Consider the following 19325-nt stretch of genomic DNA (forward strand, 5'->3'; position numbering starts at 1 on the left):
CGGTACTAATTGTTGTCGGCTCCGTTGTTAATCCAGGCTATTAGCTGTGTCTTTAAATTTTCGGACTCAACGTGAGTCTTGTTGAGCACATGCACATTGAAAGAGGTCGTACATTCATAAGTCGTGCTAAAGCTGCTGGAAGAACTTTCGATTAACGACGCAAGTAGTAAAGAACCGTCCGCGTTGGCGGGATCAATATAAGCATAGTCGCGGCATTCACTATTTATGTTCCATGAGTAATCGCTAGCGGTTTTTTGATAAAGTCCTGCGTAAAACGCTGCCTTGCTACTCATGTCTGGCCCGTCACCCAAATCCGCATTACTCGGCTCATGACAGTTTGGCCCACAACCACTGAAATAGGATTCCCACAAACTCGTGTAGGTAGGCTGAACATCAGCATAAGGATCTTTATCAAGCTGGCTCAACATATCACAGGCGTTAATCACTACAACGACTAACAGCAACAGTCCCACAAACCACAGTTTGCGCACCGTGTTTCCATTCATACCCTATTCTCCTTCTGGCCGTCCGCGCTATGAAACGATTATTCTAGTACAATCACGCAAGCGCGGAAAAGTTGAAAAGACAGATCAATGACACATGAACAATATTGTCCTTTTGCCAAAGCCATCTTTAATGGATGTGTACAATGCGCCTATGCACTCAAGTTAGACCAACGCACCCGCAAAGTAAATTGTCAGCAGGCCATTGATAAACGCCCTTCATGCATCGAATTAAACGAGCTGTTACTAAGCCAATTCAATATACTCGATAATGTCGAGCAACACGGCGAAATTTCATACTCCCAAAGACTGAAACTTGTGTGCGGCGGAATAGCGGGTATACAAAGTTTGCTAGACAAAACCTCCGCACAAGCCCCAGATGTCCAGCAAACCATTTCCTCGGTACAGCACGCCTATAACACGCTTTCAGATTTCCCGTTTCATGAGCTAGCAAATTTCATTCTCGGTTTTGACGTTCGTAGAAACAGACGTCGTTAAACCCCGTGCGGTTAGGAATCCGCCATTTCGCCAAGCGGTATCGACTACTAGTCTATTTGCACTAGTTACCACAATCCGTACTAGCCATCCTCATCTGTAACAGGAGTTGGCTTTATGCCCACACGTCCGTGAGCCGTGAAGAGGCAAAATCCTGTACCACACTCGTGTTTTCCCGCACTCAAACGTGACAAAGCAGCCTTTTATCCAATTGTGTTCGGGGAATATCAGCAAGAAGAAAAATTTATTTTTTTATCAACACAATCAGCTGTTGCAATTAGCCGACACTTTATTCAGAATAACCATATACTTACAAAAAACCAAACAGCTGTTCTGCCGTAATTAGGCAAAGAAATCCGATAGTTATGACCTTGTATTTATAAAGTCTTTTAACTATCATACCCACAGATAACAGTTTTCCACATAGAGGGAACAAAAAGATGAAAAGAATAATGTCTGTTTTGGGCTGCTTGTTCGCGATTAGTACCGCGAATGCCACACCGGTCGTCATCGGTTTCGACGATTTGAGCGCAGGTGTCGTTGTTGGGGGACACTATTCGGGGCTAGGCGTCACTTTCGTAGACGCACTGACTACGAGCAGTGCTTTGCCAGGGACTTCAACACCGACGGCTCTCCGACACACCGACACCTACCGACCACAGCCAAGCAATCCGATTGAAGCCATATTTGACTCGGCGGTTGATTCTGTCAGCTTGACCGGTATAGATGTTGGTGTCGCCGGGTTCGTCTTGAGTGCATATGACGATGTTAGCGGTGGAAATCTACTGGCGTACTCAGAAGTATTTGGAACAGATTTAGGCGTAGGTCAAAGCTTTACTTTGTCCGTAGCTGCTACAGGTATACGTCGAGTGGAGTTTTCACAGGCGCACCTTGACCAAACTGATGGAATATTATTTGATAATTTCACATTTGAAGTTGCCCAAGTTAGCCCTCCGCCACCTCCGGCTACTCCAGCCGATGTCCCTGAACCTATCAGTGCCGCATTGTTTGGATTAGGTCTAGTCGGCATCGGTGCGAGTCGTATGCGTCGAAAGTCTAAGCCTAGCCCCCCCCCCAAAGAGGGATAACTAAGACGAAAAACCGGCCAAATGGCCGGTTTTTTGGTTTATGTCAAAACCAAACGCCAATCCCCCATTGTTATCCCAGCTTCAATAGGGTGGCCTGCAGTCCAGTATTCACGATAATTGTGTCCACTGCCATTTGTACCATCGGGCCTGGCGTTCAAAAACCTGACTCACTCAAACCGCCCCATGGAATATTAGCAATCCGTGATATTCCACGCAGTTCTGACATCTCATCCGCTAGACAAAGCCAAAACACAAAAATAGCCATTAAAATGTATCTAAAAATGAACGATAAGCTAGGGAATATTCCATTGTTTGAGGGACTACTTACCCATGGCAGGCTTTATTTCAATAAGTCGACTATATGCAATTATCGCGATTTTCGTTGCCGCTTCAATTGGTCAAATACCGAGCTTCCTCGCTGGTGACGTTTTGGCAGCTGTTACTGGGGGGATAATTACCACGATACTCGCCATCACTTTGCTATTGTTTGTGCTTCCATTCATAAACAAACACACTAATACACTAGGATCGACTCTTGCCGGGATTGCAAATGGCAGCATTAGCAAATCCACGCCTTTGGAAAAAACTGGAAACCCGGCACTAGACCAAGTCATTGAACTCTACAACTCAGTTATCCAACAGTTTGGCAACAGCTACACAAAAATCATGTCTACCGTGAACAAACTCGACTTCACGACTTCACGGCTCACAGACGTTACCGAACGCACCGAGAAAAACACGCGGAAACAACGCAACGAGACCGAACAAGTTGCCGCCGCAATGAATGAAATGGCAGCGACAGTCGACGAAGTTGCGCGCAATGCCGCACAGGCATCAGCCGCTACGTCTCAGGCAAACAACGCCGCGAGTAGCGGTGTCTCGGTCGCAACGCATACCCAAAAGGAAATCGCCGGTCTTGTAGCCGATATTGAGCGGTCCTCAGACGTTATCTCTGTCTTAAAGTCTGAAAGCGAGAATATCGGTGTTGTGCTCGACGTTATCAAAAACATTGCGGAACAAACAAACCTACTCGCGTTAAATGCCGCCATAGAGGCGGCGCGCGCTGGTGAACAAGGAAGAGGATTCGCTGTCGTCGCCGATGAAGTTCGCACCTTGGCAAGTCGCACACAAGACTCCACAAGTGAAATCGAAGTCATGATCAGTCGCCTGCAAGGCGGCGTAAATAATGCTGTGTCGGTAATGCAACACTCAATGGAAAAAGGACGTCGCGGTGAAGAGTCTGTTGGCAATACCCTTGCCTCGTTAAATGAAATACTTTCGGCGGTAAAACATATTGATAATATGAATACACAGATCGCAGCGGCAGCGGAACAACAAAGCAAAGTCGCAAACGAAATCGGACGCAATATTGTTGCAATAAATGATATAGCGGTAATGACCGCCGAAGATGCTAGTGAGTCACGAGAGACCGGTGTTGAACTTGCTGGACTATCCATACAGCTTGGAGATTTTCTCAAGCAAGTTGGATTGAGTAAAAATAATAGCCTTGATTTATCGTCTGCAAAGGCCGCACATCTAAACTGGAAAACACGCCTGCGTTCGTTTTTGGACGGAAAAGAAAGTCTCACTCGTGAACAGGCAGTATCACATCACCACTGTGCATTTGGTAAGTGGTATTACTCAGAGGGCCTGCAAAGCTTCGGACATTTGAAGGCTATAAAGGCCGTGGAAGACCCTCATGCAGATCTTCATCGACTCATTAAAACAATTATCGAATTGAAAGAACAAGGGCGAACTACAGAGGCAGAAAAAGAATATGCCAAGGTGGCAGGGATTTCCGAGAAGATCGTGTCTTTGTTGGATCAGGCGGAGCGTGAGGCTAGATAGCACCGCTATCACTTGCAGGCTTGGAATCACATCCGCTAGGCAAGTTGGACCTGGCTCAACCGACTCTTATTGTCGCAAAAAATCTTCATGTTTCATCGACCCTATTAACAAAAAGCTTCCCAGAGCACTGAAACAAACAAGCCGACACGAAGGCCGGCTTGTTTGAATTTAAGAACAAGTAATTCTATTTCTTCTTCGGCGCATACAAATCCGTACACGTCCCCTCAGCCACCTCTGCGGCAAAGTTAAACGTCTCGGATAGCGTCGGATGCGGATGTATCGACAAGGCAATGTCTTCGATATCTGCCCCCATTTCCAGGGCCAATACCGCTTCGGCTACCAGTTCACCCGCGTTCGGTCCGCACATAGCGGCGCCGATGAGTTTGTGGTTTTCGTCGAAGAGTACCTTGGTCATGCCTTCGTCACGTCCGAGAGACAAGGAACGTCCACTCGCCGCCCACGGGAAAACGCCTTTTTCGTAGGCAATGCCTTTGGCCTTGCACTGTTCTTCGGTCATGCCCATCCAGGCGACTTCCGGATCAGTGTAAGCAACCGACGGAATCGTGCGCGCATCAAAGAATGATTTTTCACCAGCAATATTTTGTGCGGCAATCTTGCCTTCATGCGTGGCCTTGTGTGCCAACATCGGCTGGCCGACTACGTCGCCTATCGCAAAAATGTGAGACACATTGGTACGCATTTGTTTGTCGACGGGAATAAAGCCGCGATCATCAACGAATACACCGGCCTTGTCTGCATCGATCATTTTACCGTTAGGGCTGCGACCGATAGCGACGAGTACACGATCAAAGGTATCTTCGGCGGGGGCCTTCTTGCCTTCGAACTTACACACCAAACCTTTGTCTGTCGGTGTGATCTCGGTCACCTTGGTATCGAGGAAAATGTTTTCGTATTTATTCTTAATACGACGTTCAAGTGGGCGTACCACGTCACGGTCCGCGCCAGGAATTAAGCCCGGTGACAATTCGACAACCGTGACTTTCGCACCGAGTGCGTCGTAAACCGTCGCCATTTCCAAACCGATGATGCCACCACCAACTACCAGCAAACGCTCTGGAACTTCTTCAATCTCCAATGCGTCGGTAGAGTCCATTACGCGTGGGTCGTCCCACGGAATGAATGGTAGCTTGGTAACGCGTGAACCTGCGGCAATAATGCAGTACTCAAAACCAACTACGGTTTTACTACCATCGGCAGCAACCACTTCAATCGTGTTCGACGAAGTAAATTTGCCGTAGCCGTGAACCAGTTGCACCTTGCGCTGCTTGGCCAAATGCTTGAGGCCGCCGGTGAGTTTACCGATGACGTTGTCTTTATGGCCACGCAGTTTATCCAGATCGACTTCAGGCTTGTTAAACTGTACGCCGATTTCATGAAACTCGGCGGCTTCGTTTATCACTTGCGCGGTATGCAACAAGGCCTTCGAAGGAATACAGCCCACGTTCAAGCACACGCCACCTATGCTGTCGTATTTTTCGATCAATACAACTTGCTTACCCAGGTCTGCCGCGCGAAACGCTGCGGTATAACCGCCAGGACCGGAACCCAATACAACGACTTCCGTACTAACATCAACATCACCGCTAAAACTTTGCGCCTTAGGCGCGCTGACAGGCGCAACCGGTTTTTCGGCAGTCGCGGCAGCAGCGGGTTTACTCTCTGGCACCGGCGCACCAGCGCCGCTAGCAGCGCTCACTTCCAATTTCAGTATCGGACTACCTCGCGAAACGCGATCGCCGACTTTGATATAAAGCTCGTGCACTTTACCCGCTTGTGGCGCAGGAATTTCCATGGCCGCTTTGTCGGACTCGACCGTAATCAAAGACATTTCCGCCGCGACGGTATCACCCTCTTTGACCAATACCTCTATGACTTCAACATCGGCAAAATCGCCAATGTCTGGAACCGCGATATCAATAATCTGACTCATGCGTAACTCCTATAGCAACAGGCGACGCGTGTCGGATAACACACGGCTGAGGAAAGAGGTGAAACGCGCACCATCAGCACCATCGATAACACGATGATCATACGACAAGGACATCGGTAGAATCAGACGCGGCTCGAATTCCTTGCCATTCCAAACCGGCTGCATCTTGGAACGAGACACACCGAGTATGGCGACTTCCGGCGCATTCACAATCGGCGTGAACTTGGTTCCGCCAATCCCGCCGAGACTGGAGATTGAAATACTGCCACCCTGCATATCCGAAGGCTTGAGTTTCTTGTCGCGCGCCTTGATGCTGAGTTCGGTCAATTCATGCGCGAGCTCGATCAGCGTTTTACGATCAACATCTTTGACCACTGGCACCACCAGGCCGTCTGGTGTATCAACCGCAATACCGACATTAAAATATTTCTTGAGTATCAGGTTTTCGCCAGTTGCATCGAGCGAGGAATTGAAACGGGGATACTCCCGCAACGCCGACACAACCGCCTTCATCAAAAAGACCAGCATCGTCAGCTTAACGCCTTTTTCCTTATACTCATGCACCATGGACTTACGGAAAGACTCCAGGTCAGTAATGTCGGCCTCGTCAAACTGGGTAACATGCGGAATCGTCACCCAGTTGCGATGTAAAAACTGTCCGGTGAGTTTGTTGATTTTAGTCAGTGGCTTTTCTTCGATCTCGCCCCATTGACTGAAATCGATTTCCGGCATCGGCGCGACACCGAGACCGCCACCTGTACCTTGTGATAAGGCGCGTTTGACGAAACCTTGTACGTCTTCTTTGGTAATTCGGCCCTTGCGTCCACTACCATCGACTTTGCCTAAATCTACACCGAGTTCACGCGCAAACTTACGTATCGACGGCGTTGCATAGGCCTTGGAGAAACTGGCTTCATCGATTTTAGCGGTAGGTGATTGACGCAATGGCGTGGGAGCAGGTGCAGGTTTGGACGGAGCGGAAGCGGCCGCAGGTTTAGGTGCTTCGGCCGTAGCTTTTGGTGCTTCAGCGGCGGCTTTGACCGGTGCCGCCTTCGGCGCTTCCACCGCAGGCGCATCACCACTAGGCTCCATGATCAACAACAAACTACCCTGTGATACACGATCACCGACGTTGATCTTTAATTCCTTGACCACGCCAGACTCGGGCGCAGGAATCTCCATCGCTGCCTTGTCGGATTCAACCGTGATCAAGGATTCTTCGGCCTTGATCTGTTGTCCGGGCTTAACGAGAACCTCAATAACCTCTACATCGGAGAAATCGCCGATGTCCGGGACCAATACCTCTTTCGACATGATGACGTCCTCCATAGCTTACACGCTCAACGGGTTTGGTTTTTCAGGATTGAGGCCATACTTTTTGATCGCCTCATCGACCTTGCCCGCAGGCAGTTCACCAGTATCGGCCAGCGCCTTGAGCGCGGCGACCACAACATGGTAACGATTCACCTCGAAGTGCTTGCGCAATTGCGCGCGTGTATCACTGCGACCAAAACCGTCGGTACCCAACACAGTATAGCTGGCAGGAACCCACTTACGAATTTGCTCCGCATAGTTACGAATATAGTCGGTAGCGGCAATCACCGGACCGCGGCGACCCTTGAAGCACTGTTCTACATAAGATGTCTTCGGATCGGCCAGCGGATGCAGACGATTCCAGCGGTCTACCGCATGTCCATCACGCGCCAGTTCGTTAAAGCTTGTCGCACTCCAGATATCCGCATCCACTGCCCACTCTTCGTCGAGCATTTCAGCGGCAAAAATTACTTCACGCAAGATGGTGCCTGAGCCCATCAACTGAACCTTGCGCTTCTTCTTGCCACCGGAACGGAACAGATACATGCCCTTGACGATGCCCTCTTCCGCGCCCTTAGGCATGGCCGGATGGCTGTAGTTTTCGTTCATGGTAGTGACGTAGTAGAAAACGTTTTCCTGATTCGCATACATGCGACGCAGGCCGTCCTGAACAATCACCGCCAGCTCATAGCTGAAAGTTGGGTCGTAGCTAACGCAGTTTGGAATCGTACCCGCCAGGATCAGACCATGGCCGTCCTGGTGCTGCAGACCTTCACCTGCCAGGGTAGTACGACCTGCAGTAGCACCAATCAGGAAGCCACGCGCCTGCATATCGCCTGCGGCCCAGGCCAGATCACCGATGCGTTGGAAGCCAAACATGGAGTAATAAATATAGAATGGAATTGTATTCACGCCGTGGGAGCTATAAGACGTCGCTGCTGCAATCCACGAAGACATAGAGCCCGCCTCGTTAATCCCCTCTTCGAGGATTTGGCCGGTCTTGTCTTCCTTGTAGAACATGATTTCGTCTTTGTCCTGAGGCGTGTATAGCTGCCCCACAGAAGAATAAATACCCAGCTGACGGAACATACCTTCCATACCAAAGGTACGCGCTTCATCAGGAACGATGGGCACGATGTTCTTGCCGATCTTCTTATCTCGACAAAGCAGTGTCAGCATACGTACATAGGCCATAGTGGTGGACATCTCTTTGTCGCCACTGCCTTTGAGCAAGACATCAAACGCATCCAGTCCCGGTACTTCCAAAGGTGTCGCCACATTGGCACGCGCAGGCAGATAACCACCAAGCGCCTTACGACGCTCATGCAAATACTTCATTTCCGGGCTGTCCGCGTCCGGCACAAAATACTTGGCCGCACCCGCATCTTCGTCGTTTAACGGAATATTGAAACGGTCGCGCACGTAAATCATGTCTTCCGCACCGAGCTTCTTCTGCGAGTGAGTACGATTCTGCGCTTCACCAGCCGCACCCATACCGTAACCTTTTACCGTCTGGACCAGAATGACCGTCGGCTGGCCCTTGTGCTCAGCGGCGGCTTTATAGGCGGCATACACCTTGTGGGGATCGTGGCCACCACGGTTCAGACGCCAGATATCGTCATCAGACATCTTCGAGACCATGGCCCTTAGCTCAGGGTACTTACCGAAGAAATGCTCACGCACATATGCGCCGTCTTTGGATTTGTAGTTCTGCAGATCGCCATCGACCACTTCCATCATGCGCTTCTGCAACAGGCCATCTTTGTCTTTGGCCAGCAACGGATCCCAATAGGAACCCCACAACACTTTAATAACATTCCAGCCTGCGCCACGGAACATGGCTTCCAGTTCCTGAACGATCTTGCCGTTTCCACGTACAGGACCATCGAGGCGCTGTAGATTACAGTTCACCACCCAGGTCAGGTTGTCGAGTTTTTCACGTGAAGCGAGTGAGATCGCACCGAGCGATTCCGGCTCGTCGGTTTCGCCGTCGCCAAGGAAAGACCACACCTTGCGATTGCGGGTATCGGCCAGACCACGGTCTTGCAGATACTTCATAAAACGGGCTTGGTAAATCGACATAATCGGACCGAGACCCATGGATACGGTTGGGAATTGCCAGAAATCAGGCATCAACCACGGGTGAGGATAGGAAGACAGACCTTTACCATCAACTTCCTGACGGAAATTGTCGAGTTGTTCTTCGGTCAAGCGCCCTTCGAGGAAGGCGCGTGCATAAGTTCCTGGAGATGCATGACCCTGAGAGTAGATCAGGTCGCCACCGTGTTCATGAGATGGTGCACGCCAGAAGTGATTCATACCCACGTCGTATAGCGTCGCTGCCGAGGCGAAAGTCGCGATATGGCCGCCCAGTTCTGAGGCCTTGCGGTTGGCCTTGACCACCATCGCCATCGCATTCCAGCGGATATAGGAACGGATGCGGTCTTCCAGCGCCGGGTCACCAGGCATATCCGGCTCCATATGGGGCGGGATGGTGTTTACATAGGCGGTATTGGCAGAATAAGGTAGGTTGGCACCAGAGCGACGGGCCTGGTCGATCATTTGTTCTAATAGATAGTGGGCACGTTCTATCCCATCGTTCTCTAATACAGATGCCAGGGCATCCAGCCATTCCTGGGTTTCGATAGCATCGAGATCAAGCATCTGAGCGGATTGCGACATAGGTCTTCCTCACTTGGTTAGTGCCCCCATCAAACAGAGGGCTTCAGACTTGGGCTATAGTGTCGTTTTTGGGGGTGAAAATCAATCAAATTCGGCTCATATTTTGTCAGGCTAATTTTTTCAATTTGTTTTTCATAAAGTTACAGAACGAGAATAATTTCTCCCCATTGGCAGAAAGCGACGTAACGTACCCAAAATAGTAGCTTTTTGGCCGCTTTTTGGCCAAAACACACAAACCGCCCCAGATTCACCCCGGTTTTGGGCCCAATTTGCATCCAATTCTTGGGCCAGTAATTTTTATCTATTGAATTTTCATAAAGTTACAGAACGAGTTTATTTTTGAGCACACCTGCACCAACACCGGCACAGACGTACAGACCTGTATATATGTTATGATGTGCGCTCCCAACGCCCCATGAATGGAAACCATGCAAGAGATTACCATCACCCGTCCCGATGATTGGCATTTACACCTTCGTGACGGCGCGGCCATGCAATCAGTAGTGGCCTATACGGCGAAACAGTTCGGACGCGCGATCGTGATGCCGAATCTCTCTCCACCGATTACCACTGTTGCCGACGCCCACAGCTACCGCGAACGCCTATTGGCTGCTTTACCCGCCAATACGAACTTTCAACCTTTGATGACGCTATATCTCACCGACAAGACGAGCGTATCGGAAATCAAGAAAGCCGCGGCCAGCCCTCACGTCTACGCTGTAAAACTCTATCCTGCGGGCGCGACCACCAATTCTGATTCCGGTGTTACTGCGATTGAAAATGTCTTTGGTGCCATCGAGGCCATGGCCGATACCGGCTTGCCCTTACTGGTACATGGTGAAGTCACAGGCGCCTCGATTGATGTATTTGACCGTGAGCAGGTTTTCATCGATCAAACACTCAGTCCGCTGAAACAGCGCTTTCCGAAACTACGCATGGTGCTCGAACATATCACCACACGAGAAGGCGTGGACTTTGTTAACGCACACGATGACAGTGTTGGTGGAACTATCACACCGCAACATCTGTTGCTAAATCGCAACGCTTTATTTCAAGGCGGCATACGTCCACATCACTATTGCCTGCCAGTATTGAAGCGTGAAGAACATCGGCAGGCCTTGATTAAGGCTGCCACCTCAGGCAGTAAAAAATTTTTTCTCGGCACTGATAGCGCGCCTCATGCACAACACAGAAAAGAAAATGCGTGTGGTTGCGCGGGAATATTCTCAGCTCACGCCGCGATTGAATTTTATGCCGAGGCCTTTGATTCCGTCGGCAAACTCGACCAATTAGAGGCCTTCGCCTCATTTAATGGACCAGACTTTTATCATTTACCACGAAATCAGGATACAATATGCCTGCTCAAACGGAAGTGGACGGTTCCCACCTCAATCGAATTTGGCAATGAACGACTCATCCCATTTCGCGCAGGCGAAGAACTCGCTTGGAAAATGAAAGAATAAGGAATACATGCAGGTATCCAACGCACACAGCAAAGATATGGCAACCCGTTTTCGCGGATATTTGCCAGTCGTAGTTGATGTGGAGACAGCGGGCTTTAACTCAAAGACGGATGCACTACTGGAAATCGCAGCGGTTTTAGTCGAGATTGATAAGGAAGGTTTTCTATCACCCGGCAGAACCGTGCAATGCAATGTCGAGCCCTTTCCCGGCGCCAATCTCGAACCTGAAGCGCTGGCTTTCAACGGCATCGATCCCCACCACCCTTTTCGTGACGCCAAAACCGAACACGATGCGCTCAACGAAATTTTTCGTCCCGTGCGTCAGGCCTTGAAAGAAAGTGGTTGTAATCGCGCGATACTCGTCGGCCACAATGCCTTTTTCGATCTTGGTTTTCTCAATGCCGCGGTTGAACGCAGTGGCATCAAGCGCAATCCCTTTCATCCCTTTAGCACATTTGACACGGTAACCTTGTGCGCTATGGCATTCGGCCAAACCGTACTCGCACGCGCCGCCAAGGCTCACGGTATTGTGTGGGACAATGATGCTGCACACTCAGCTATATATGATGCCGGAAAAACGGCAGAGTTATTTTGTGGTGTCATGAATCAATGGCGACGTTTTCAATTAGGTACTTCCTAAAGAATCCATACCTCTGAATTTACCTACTGATATTTCTCCAGACGTAATGATACGTCCTTTAAATAACGTCGCGTCTCAGCATGTGGCAACTTTTTCAGCAGGGTTGCGTAAACCTGTTTTGGACTTAATTGATTGATACTTTGCGTGGCTCGCTTAATATTGGTTCCGTGGCCAAACGCCTTGGCGACGTTACCTGCGCCTGTATTGTATGCGGCAACAGTGCAATACAGACGGCTAACCGGATTTTCTATCTTACCCAGGTACTGGTGATACAACACATGGAGATAGGCACTGCCGATCACAATATTGTTATCACTGTTGTACAGAAACGAGGGTGAGAGTAAGCGACCTTCGCCATACAGATAATTCGTCGCATCGAGACCGGCACTGCGCGGGACTATCTGCATCAATCCATAGGCAGGTATATGAGACTTAGCCAGCGGATTAAAATTACTTTCGGTTTCCATGACGGCAAAAATGATTGCCGGTGGAACATCCTCCTTGCGCGACACCTTGCCCACAATACCATCATAGAGACGGGATTTTTCCGGTGCGGTGCGCGGCAATGTAAATTTCAATCGCACGACTTCTTTGTCTGGCAAGGCAGATTTTCGTGTATCGATAGCGGCATTTTGCTCCGCCTTGCGCGCAAGATCCGGGGCGCTATTGGTGTTATCAAGTTCCGGCATTAATGCCTGCATTGCCGGTCGAGTCGTCGGCTTACCGGTTACAACCTTTTTATTCCCAGCCAGTTCCTTCTCCACTGCCTGGGCAATATCGTCCTTGTTGTACACGCTGTTCTCGGTTTCGCGAAACAAGTCCAGAATCTGCGCCCTCAATAGTTGCACCGCCTGTTCCTGTTTTTCACCTCGCGGTATGACGGTTTCCAGCTCCACTTCGCCGGTACGAAAATTCACCGAACGCCGTATGCTATCGTCACGTTCGTAGCTAACCCATACCTCTTTGCCGCCTTCGCGGTACTCACCCCAACGCGGCGTAACGCGTTTGCGTTGCTTTTCAAGCGCGCGGTCATAGGCGTTTTTGTAAAGCTCAAATTCCTTCTTCAGTTCGTCCTTATACGCCTCAAAATCATTCTTACTCTGTTGAACCCCGGCGCGTTGTTCGCGGGCAAAGGTCTCAAAGTCAGAATCAGCGGCGTAGCTGGCGAAGGCCAAACAAGTAAAGCCGATAACACAGGCAGCCTTTCCTGCCAGGCTTAGTCGCTTTGACGTCATTGTCGATGCTCCATAATTGGGTTGTACCATGTAACTCTACATTATTTCTTTTTCGTACAGCAATTTTCATACAGAAAAGACTCTTCCATGCCTATGCGAGCAACTGAGGTGACCAGGAACGATGTCGTAGTTTCGGATAGCGCTATATTCTCAAAAGAAATATAAGTTATGTTTACGCCTGTAATCGGAGAATCACTATTGAGATAGAAAAGATACTTTGCGCTTAACCCTGCAGCTCTATACCAGGATGTTTTGCCAGTTCTTCCAGTAACATCTCCGGGTCATCGGAGTTGTGCACCATGAGATTAACGAAGTCATGATAGTTCTCTGCATAGATGGCAAGAAACTTCAATCCAATACCCTCTGGCCGGATATGTTTTACTTTGGCCTTGAAATTGACCAGAACAACGTTGTGACCACCCTCAAGCACCAGAGAAAACTTACATTCGTCGCCAACAACCAGCGCCGAAATTTGGGGGAAATAGAAAAATGCACCGCCAAAGCTGATATTTTTTGTCTTGCCTGAAACATGTACCCCATCGGACAGGGCAATCTGTGCGGTAAGCTCGAGTGGGAGTCGCGCATGCTTACGCAGATTTGTCTCGCTGTGTTTGTTGGCCTGATAGTTCATCGTTCTATCTATTTTATGTTGTCTTTCCTTCCCACTGTATCGGACTAAAAACTTTCATCGCCACAATATAAAGGGTAATACTGCGTGATAGATCGCATAACCGGCTGCTATAAGGGAATTTCTATTTAGGATACTTGGTTTCAGTCTCGCTCCAGGGATTTGAAGCTCGCTACTGCAGCCCCGCCATGGAAACTTACGGGGGCGTCTAGAACAAACAAGTGAACGCTGACCGCTGCAGCTATACAGCAGAAAAGAACGAGATAAAGTAACGCGGCAAAACCTCTATTCATTTACCTATCCCTTGATTTGGATATGCAATGATTGCTCAAAATAGCGTTATCACCCCAATACTGGAAGGACTCGGTTCCTATCAGCCCCTTTATATGATGACGAGCCCTGAGGGCGGACAGGAGGTCGATGCAAGGCAGGTGCCGTGTCCCTTTCATTAACATGGTTAATATAGCTTCTATTACTTAGTAGAAAGAGCTTTATGGCCACTACAATAGATAATATGGCCACATTACTTGCATAATGGCCATATTAAGCTAAAATAGAACACGATATGACCATAAAAACTCAAAAACTGGCCATTCTTGCCCTGTTTAAACAATCACAGGAGCCAGTAAGCCCCTCCACTCTTTCTCAGCGTTCAGGTGCCACCATTGCCGGGCGGACCCTAAGGCGCTGGTTAAACCAATGGGTAGATGAAGGCGTACTCGAGCGTGTTGGAGAAGGCCGTGCAACGCGTTATCGCTATCTTGCGCACGAGGAAACATCCCCGTCATCAACATTTTTTTCACTGAAGTTTCTATCCGGGCTGGATGCCGATCTTCGCGACTCAGTGATGAAGCAGCTGCGAGATTTATGGACGCATAATTCCACTGCCATTGAAGGCAATACCTTGAGTCTGGGTGATACCCATTTCGTGCTGGAAGAAGGCCTGACAATCTCGGGCAAACCCTTGAAGGATCACCAGGAGGTCATTGGTCATGCACGGGCAATTGAGCTGATTTACCAGTCGCTCAAGTCGCCGCTCAACGAGTCGATTTTTTTCGAACTCCACAAAGCCGTTCAAACAGAGATCGTCAGCGATATCTATAAACCGGCGGGTGCGTGGAAAATCGAACCCAATGGTACCTATGCCGTTACGGAAGATGGCCAACAAATTTTTATTGAATATGCCCTACCGCTTTACGTGCCACAGTTGATGTCCGAGCTCATCGAATTCGTCAATCAAATAAAGCTGTCCGAAATCACTATGCAGAACGCACCGAGTTACTATGCCAAGGTTCACACTGCTATCGCACACATACATCCATTCTGGGATGGCAATGGGCGAATTGCCCGTCTGGTTGCAAACATTCCCTTGCTAAAGGCTGGCCTGCCGCCGCTGCTCATACCCCAGACTCAACGACGCGAATATATTCAACTGCTGGCGAATTATGAGATTGCCGTTGGGCAGTTGAATAACAAAACGGGCCTATGGCCAGCACCTGAGCGGCTGAACGATTTCTCGGCATTTTGTCATTCCGCTTACGTTGTTACTACGCAGATTATTGAGAAAGCCTTCGAAGTGCAGGGGCGCAGGCATTGAGTAGGATCTGCTTAAGACTGCTATCATCGACACCATGAAAGCCGCCGGATATACCGTCAAAGAAACCGACCCTTTTGAAAACAAACCGGCAACAATTTTAGACAGTCGCGCAGTATCTCCTTACGTCAATAGATTGCTGTACGCGACCTGATCCACCGCATTCTTTGCGTTGCTGGAACAGGAGGAAAACCCCGCCGTCAGGATAGAGTCGCTCTTGTAAGCCCTGAAACCGTTGACCTTCGTTTCGCGTCACTCCACGACCAGCGAACAGATGCACCTTAAAGAGCAACTTTCGCTGTTGAAAATACACCGCTAAGCGATGTATTTCTGATTAGTTTGGACTTTTTGTTTGTATTAACCGCGACAATGTGTTCTCTGTCTGGTTCGACCCGGTTTACAATTTTCTTGGCGTGAATACACCCGCTATTCACGCCACTTGAGTTTGTTCAAACGTGTGCAGGAAAAAGGCCCGGCATCCAACGATGCGCCAGCGAGGCCGGAAAGGCCAGGCGCAATGGTGCCCTGCTACTTTCAGAAACGAGCACACCTTGCGCTGTCAACGCAGAGACAATACGCCGAGCGTGGCGCTCTCCCGCATCGACGATAGTCGGGAGTTCATTCCTGGGTAAAGCGCCCTTGTAGAGAACAGCCTCCAGTATTCGCTCTGCCTTTGCCGGCAGCTCATTCAGGCGAATACTCTCCTCCGCCCACACCATCAATCGCGCATGAAGCCTGTCAGGCTGAACCAGCTCCTCCATAAACTTAACCTGGTCTATACAGGTTTCGAGAAAATATTTGGTGAAGTCGATGAGCGATTCTTCGCTGAGGTTTCCCCGTCCATCCAGATCATTGCGGCGAGACAGGTCGCAGTTAGCGAGGTGTTGCTTATAGATATTAACGTTTCTCGCCAGCCCCCTGGATATCGACCAGATGCCACCTGTATCCAGTGAGTCGAGCAACATGGCGTATGACAACATACGTGCGACACGTCCATTGCCATCCACAAAAGGGTGAATCCAGACGAGTCGGTGATGTGCAGCTGCCGCAGCGATGATCGTCTCAGCAACACCTAACTTGCTATACACTGCCTCATAACGATCAAGGAATCGATTTAAGGCTCCTGGACTTGGCGGTATATGCTGTCCGACTTTAACGTCACTCTGTCTTAACTCTCCCGGGACAATCTGAACGCGCTCGCCGTTCTCCGGATTTTCGGTCCACAACAAATCATCAGGCAAAGACTCACAAAAACGCCGATGAATTTCCCTGACGGCGTCCTTTTTTGTTACCTTCCCTTCCAAACCGCCTTGATCTATCCATTTCTGGACCTCGATATGTGCTTTCGCCTCCAGTTGCAGATTTCGTTTTTGCCTGTCAGCGCTATAGTCGTTTTTTAGTGCCTGTTCAATCTCAATGGGGTGTGTGTCATGCCCTTCTATCAGATTGCTGTAATAGCAGTTCATCGATCTAACCAGTTCGGCGAGTGAGGCCAGTATTCCCTTAGGTAGACTCCGCCTTAAACCAGCGGACGAGGCCGTGAGCTCCACGGTAAGATCAGATAACTCGTTTCGATGTGGCGAGGTCGTCGAGATAAGCAAAGGATCCATCATGGATACCTTCTCACCTCTATCAACCAGATGCTCATGCCGGGTCATATATATGTCCGCATTAAAGTCCGGTTTACGATATATATCATCTTTATTTTTCAGTTAGTTATTACGCAATTCAGGTATATCCTAGCAATATTGAGTCCGGTTTAGAAGACAATATCTTTGACAATACCGGGTCGAACCACGCAAGCTTCCCCATCTAACTGTTTTTCGGATTCTTTTCATTTTTGGGCATCAATATCTCCCCCTTAGCGACTCACTTTTACCCATCGAATCGACACTGTAAGCCCTGAGACCTGTGACCTTCGTTTCGCTTCACTCCACGACCAGCAAACATATACGCCTTAAAGAGCAAACTTCTCTGTTGAAAATACACCGCTAAGTTATGCATTACTGGCTAGTTTGGATTTCTTGGTCGTATAAACCGCGACACAGTGTTCTCTGTGTAGTCGGATCCGATAAGTCAGAGCCTAAAACGTTTTTGGAAATTTCTAGATGCAGAAAATCATTCTGTCAGACGAACTCAGAAAAGAGTGGATAGATAATTGAGGATTTATTCGCTAGAGATGTCTTTATACTTCGCCTCGGTGATCAGTTGATATTTTCCTCCGGGGCTTAACAGATAGACTTCGCGTAACACGGCGTTGTCCATTGCTTTCATTTCGAGTTCGACATAGAGCAACATACGTTGCTTATCTAACATCTGAAAGTTGATATCGTGTACATGGGCCTTAATTCCCGGGCTTGGTATTTCATATCGTCTTGCGATTGATTTGGTATTCTTCTTTTCATCTGCGAGAAGTTCCAGGACAAATAATTTATCGGTGACGTGTTCCAGACCGCTTCGGACGACGTGCGCCTGGTAGTATCCATATTGGTTGTTTTGTTCCCAAATACCGCCCGTTTTGAGTAGCCAAATATTCTCTATAGTCTCGGCATTTACCCATCCCGCAAAGAGCCAAACAAGTACTAAGACAAACAACCTATTCATGGCATTTCAACATGACAAGACCGTGTTTTTTCGCGATGCTTTCCAAATCTTTGTAGTATTTGTGGTTCCGGTCATTACTATAGCCTGTATTTCTGTCTATAAGATCGACAGCCAAGCCAGTCAGATGTTTGCTGTTTCGATTGGCAATCTCCTTGGAATTATCTATCCGCATGGTCACTAACCGCTACCACCGAATACCCGTACGTATCACCAAATTGTAGTCAAGTTCCAAGTTGCGCTGTCTGTTACTGATGTTGCGAGTCGAGCCGGGGCCTTCGAGTTCTAACAACGCACCAATACGCAGGCCAGTTTTGAGAAAGGTATACTTTCCAAAGTTTAGATGGTAGCCCAGTTCGCCAAAAGGAATAGCGTAATAGTGACTCCCTGGCTTGATACCTAAACGTTCACTATCTCCCGCGACATGGCTGTATTGTTCGAACTTGAGTTGCATGCCTGTGCCAAAGTACGGACCAGAGAGTCGATCTCTCTTGTACCAACGACTATAAAGCGTTCCACCGTAGAGTTTGTAATCCCAACGACCTTGGGCGTATATCTGCCCGTCAAACCAGTCCCTGTTTATCCAGTCATTATGAAAATCAGCGAAATAGATTTCCACGCCAAAGGAGTACGGTTTGGTTTTGCGTTCGATATCCAGCATGAATGGCACCGTAAAGGCTTCTTTTGATCCTAGCAGCCTACTCCCCGCCCACAAAGTAGAGAATGGATTAACCGCTACAGTATAAGCACTGAATTCATGTGTCGGTGGCCTAACGTGCCGCATATATTCTCTGCTAGCAAAATAGGCTGGGACAAAAGGGGCCGCAAGGAAACCAATGCCGGGGACAAGATACAAGGGAAGGGAAATCGCGGAACCTATTAGCGCGCTTTTTAAAACATCACCATAATCACTCTCCTGTTGCGCTACGTCGCCGGTTAACTGCACGCCAATCGAAGAGCCTATGGCACCGTGTACTGGAAACAGGACTATTGCGGGAAATACTCCCCAGGGTGACATTCCTACCCAGGCGACGACACCGCCAATCGCACCGACGTAATACCCGAAATAACCCGATGCTATCTTGTCATAGGGAACGCCTATCTCTTCTTCCACAATGGGTTCTGAAGGCAACTCCAGTGTATCCGCAAGATGTGCCTCGTCCTCCGCAGATGAAATTGATGAAAATATTGCCATCCATAGCGAAAACGAGAATAGCCTAGCCTTGCGACGGAGTTCAGATCTTTTGGACATGACATATGTTCCTGTTGTTATATAACGTCTG

15 protein-coding genes are annotated in these 19325 nt (G+C 49.0%); 6 read left to right on the forward strand and 9 right to left on the reverse strand.

Annotated elements, in window-relative coordinates; all coding sequences use genetic code 11:
- Positions 1 to 5 precede the first annotated feature (5 nt).
- The gene (locus OEZ43_06485; GenBank protein MDH5545220.1) at positions 6 to 506 is read right to left on the reverse strand and encodes a hypothetical protein; all 501 of its coding nucleotides are present in this window, start codon (positions 504 to 506) and stop codon (positions 6 to 8) included.
- Positions 507 to 593: 87 nt separating this feature from the next.
- On the opposite strand from OEZ43_06485, the gene OEZ43_06490 reads away from it, so the two are divergent.
- The 3 genes from OEZ43_06490 (at position 594) to OEZ43_06500 (ending at position 3934) form a co-directional block, all read left to right on the forward strand.
- Entirely contained in the window at positions 594 to 1001 is a 408-nt protein-coding gene (locus OEZ43_06490; GenBank protein MDH5545221.1) for a hypothetical protein, read from the forward strand.
- A 437-nt stretch (positions 1002 to 1438) separates the two neighbouring features.
- Positions 1439 to 2086 carry a PEP-CTERM sorting domain-containing protein gene (locus OEZ43_06495; GenBank protein MDH5545222.1) on the forward strand — a complete coding sequence of 216 codons (648 nt, stop codon included), beginning with the start codon at positions 1439 to 1441 and terminating at the stop codon, positions 2084 to 2086.
- Positions 2087 to 2416: 330 nt separating this feature from the next.
- Complete coding sequence (locus OEZ43_06500; protein ID MDH5545223.1) at positions 2417 to 3934, forward strand: methyl-accepting chemotaxis protein; 1518 nt, start codon at positions 2417 to 2419, stop codon at positions 3932 to 3934.
- A 184-nt stretch (positions 3935 to 4118) separates the two neighbouring features.
- Here the strand turns inward: OEZ43_06500 and lpdA are convergent, their stop codons facing one another.
- From lpdA to aceE, 3 genes are read right to left on the reverse strand one after another with little or no spacing between them, the layout of a single operon-like run.
- Positions 4119 to 5885 (reverse strand): dihydrolipoyl dehydrogenase, encoded by a 1767-nt coding sequence (gene lpdA / locus OEZ43_06505; GenBank protein MDH5545224.1) that lies wholly within the window; start codon positions 5883 to 5885, stop codon positions 4119 to 4121.
- Positions 5886 to 5894: 9 nt separating this feature from the next.
- Positions 5895 to 7199, reverse strand: a complete 1305-nt coding sequence (aceF, locus tag OEZ43_06510; protein MDH5545225.1) for a dihydrolipoyllysine-residue acetyltransferase — start codon at positions 7197 to 7199, stop codon at positions 5895 to 5897.
- An 18-nt stretch (positions 7200 to 7217) separates the two neighbouring features.
- Positions 7218 to 9881, reverse strand: a complete 2664-nt coding sequence (gene aceE, locus OEZ43_06515; GenBank protein ID MDH5545226.1) for a pyruvate dehydrogenase (acetyl-transferring), homodimeric type — start codon at positions 9879 to 9881, stop codon at positions 7218 to 7220.
- A gap of 428 nt (positions 9882 to 10309) precedes the next feature.
- Here aceE and pyrC point away from each other — a divergent pair, with 428 nt between their 5' ends.
- Complete coding sequence (gene pyrC / locus OEZ43_06520) at positions 10310 to 11344, forward strand: dihydroorotase (GenBank protein ID MDH5545227.1); 1035 nt, start codon at positions 10310 to 10312, stop codon at positions 11342 to 11344.
- Between the two features lie 7 nt (positions 11345 to 11351).
- Positions 11352 to 11984 (forward strand): ribonuclease T, encoded by a 633-nt coding sequence (gene rnt / locus OEZ43_06525; protein MDH5545228.1) that lies wholly within the window; start codon positions 11352 to 11354, stop codon positions 11982 to 11984.
- A 23-nt stretch (positions 11985 to 12007) separates the two neighbouring features.
- On the opposite strand, the gene OEZ43_06530 is transcribed toward rnt, so the two are convergent.
- The gene (locus OEZ43_06530; GenBank protein MDH5545229.1) at positions 12008 to 13219 is read right to left on the reverse strand and encodes a transglycosylase SLT domain-containing protein; all 1212 of its coding nucleotides are present in this window, start codon (positions 13217 to 13219) and stop codon (positions 12008 to 12010) included.
- 223 nt (positions 13220 to 13442) lie between these two features.
- Positions 13443 to 13850, reverse strand: coding sequence for a PilZ domain-containing protein (locus tag OEZ43_06535; protein MDH5545230.1), 408 nt, complete (start codon positions 13848 to 13850; stop codon positions 13443 to 13445).
- 562 nt (positions 13851 to 14412) lie between these two features.
- Between OEZ43_06535 and OEZ43_06540 the strand changes: the two genes are divergently transcribed.
- Complete coding sequence (locus tag OEZ43_06540) at positions 14413 to 15444, forward strand: Fic family protein (protein MDH5545231.1); 1032 nt, start codon at positions 14413 to 14415, stop codon at positions 15442 to 15444.
- 446 nt (positions 15445 to 15890) lie between these two features.
- Here the strand turns inward: OEZ43_06540 and OEZ43_06545 are convergent, their stop codons facing one another.
- The 3 genes from OEZ43_06545 to OEZ43_06555 all read right to left on the reverse strand — a co-directional run bounded on the left by OEZ43_06545 (position 15891) and on the right by OEZ43_06555 (position 19294).
- Complete coding sequence (locus OEZ43_06545) at positions 15891 to 17099, reverse strand: Fic family protein (protein ID MDH5545232.1); 1209 nt, start codon at positions 17097 to 17099, stop codon at positions 15891 to 15893.
- Between the two features lie 508 nt (positions 17100 to 17607).
- Positions 17608 to 18045, reverse strand: a complete 438-nt coding sequence (locus tag OEZ43_06550) for a hypothetical protein (GenBank protein MDH5545233.1) — start codon at positions 18043 to 18045, stop codon at positions 17608 to 17610.
- A gap of 184 nt (positions 18046 to 18229) precedes the next feature.
- On the reverse strand, positions 18230 to 19294 hold the full coding sequence (locus tag OEZ43_06555) for a hypothetical protein (protein ID MDH5545234.1): 1065 nt from the start codon (positions 19292 to 19294) through the stop codon (positions 18230 to 18232).
- Between the last annotated feature and the right edge of the window lie 31 nt (positions 19295 to 19325).

It is taken from the genome of Gammaproteobacteria bacterium, from assembly GCA_029881255.1.
Taxonomy (GTDB): Bacteria; Pseudomonadota; Gammaproteobacteria; order S012-40; family S012-40; genus JAOUMY01.